The sequence below is a fragment of the Micrococcus sp. KRD096 genome, assembly GCF_017168495.1.
In the GTDB taxonomy this organism is placed as follows: Bacteria; Actinomycetota; Actinomycetes; order Actinomycetales; family Micrococcaceae; genus Micrococcus; species Micrococcus luteus.
This window is the reverse complement of record NZ_JABFAY010000062.1, coordinates 1-550: the sequence shown is the minus strand read 5'-3', so window position 1 is coordinate 550 and position 550 is coordinate 1. Positions and strand designations below refer to the sequence as shown.

General features: G+C 69.3%; 1 protein-coding gene and 1 pseudogene. Both read right to left on the bottom strand.

All coding sequences use genetic code 11. The features are described from left to right. A pseudogene (locus J1M41_RS11595) lies at nt 1–263 on the bottom strand (hypothetical protein); the annotation flags it as partial. Then, a partial coding sequence (locus tag J1M41_RS11590) for a hypothetical protein (protein WP_206451790.1) occupies nt 260–550 on the bottom strand: 291 nt, incomplete at its 5' end. The pseudogene J1M41_RS11595 and the gene J1M41_RS11590, both read right to left, overlap by 4 nt.

Below are 550 nucleotides of genomic sequence, written 5' to 3'. Positions count from 1 at the left end.
ATGCGCTGGTGCGCGCGGAGACGGTGCTCCATCCAGTCGATGTCCTCGGCGCCCTGCCACGTGCAGGACCCGCCCGAGCGGATCGTGGCGTGCACGTTGTTCTCGAACCGGAAGTCCCTCACCCCACGCAGGGTGCGGATGAACCGGTTCGTGCGGGCGTGCACCAGCTCATAGATCCACTCGACGTCGCGGGAGCCGGCCAGCAAGTCCACTGCGGCCGGCCCCCACTCGGGGGCGTCGATCAGGTGCAGCTGATCCGTCACTGCTCCACCGCCTCCGCCTCCGCCTCGACATGGTCGATCTCGTACACCGTGAAGGACGCCTCCTCGAGGATCCGCTCCTCACTGCCGGAGACCTCCGAGATGTCCGCGAACCAGCGGCGGCCCTTCGCGTCCCGGTAGAGGATCGGCAGGTCAGCGTCCGCGAGGAACTGCTCGAGCTCCGCGTACGTGCACCCGCCGTCCGGGTTCGGGGCCAACCGGACCGACACGCTCACCGACCGCTCGCGCTGCTCTCCACGGACCGCGATCGGCAGGGATGAGCCCGCCAT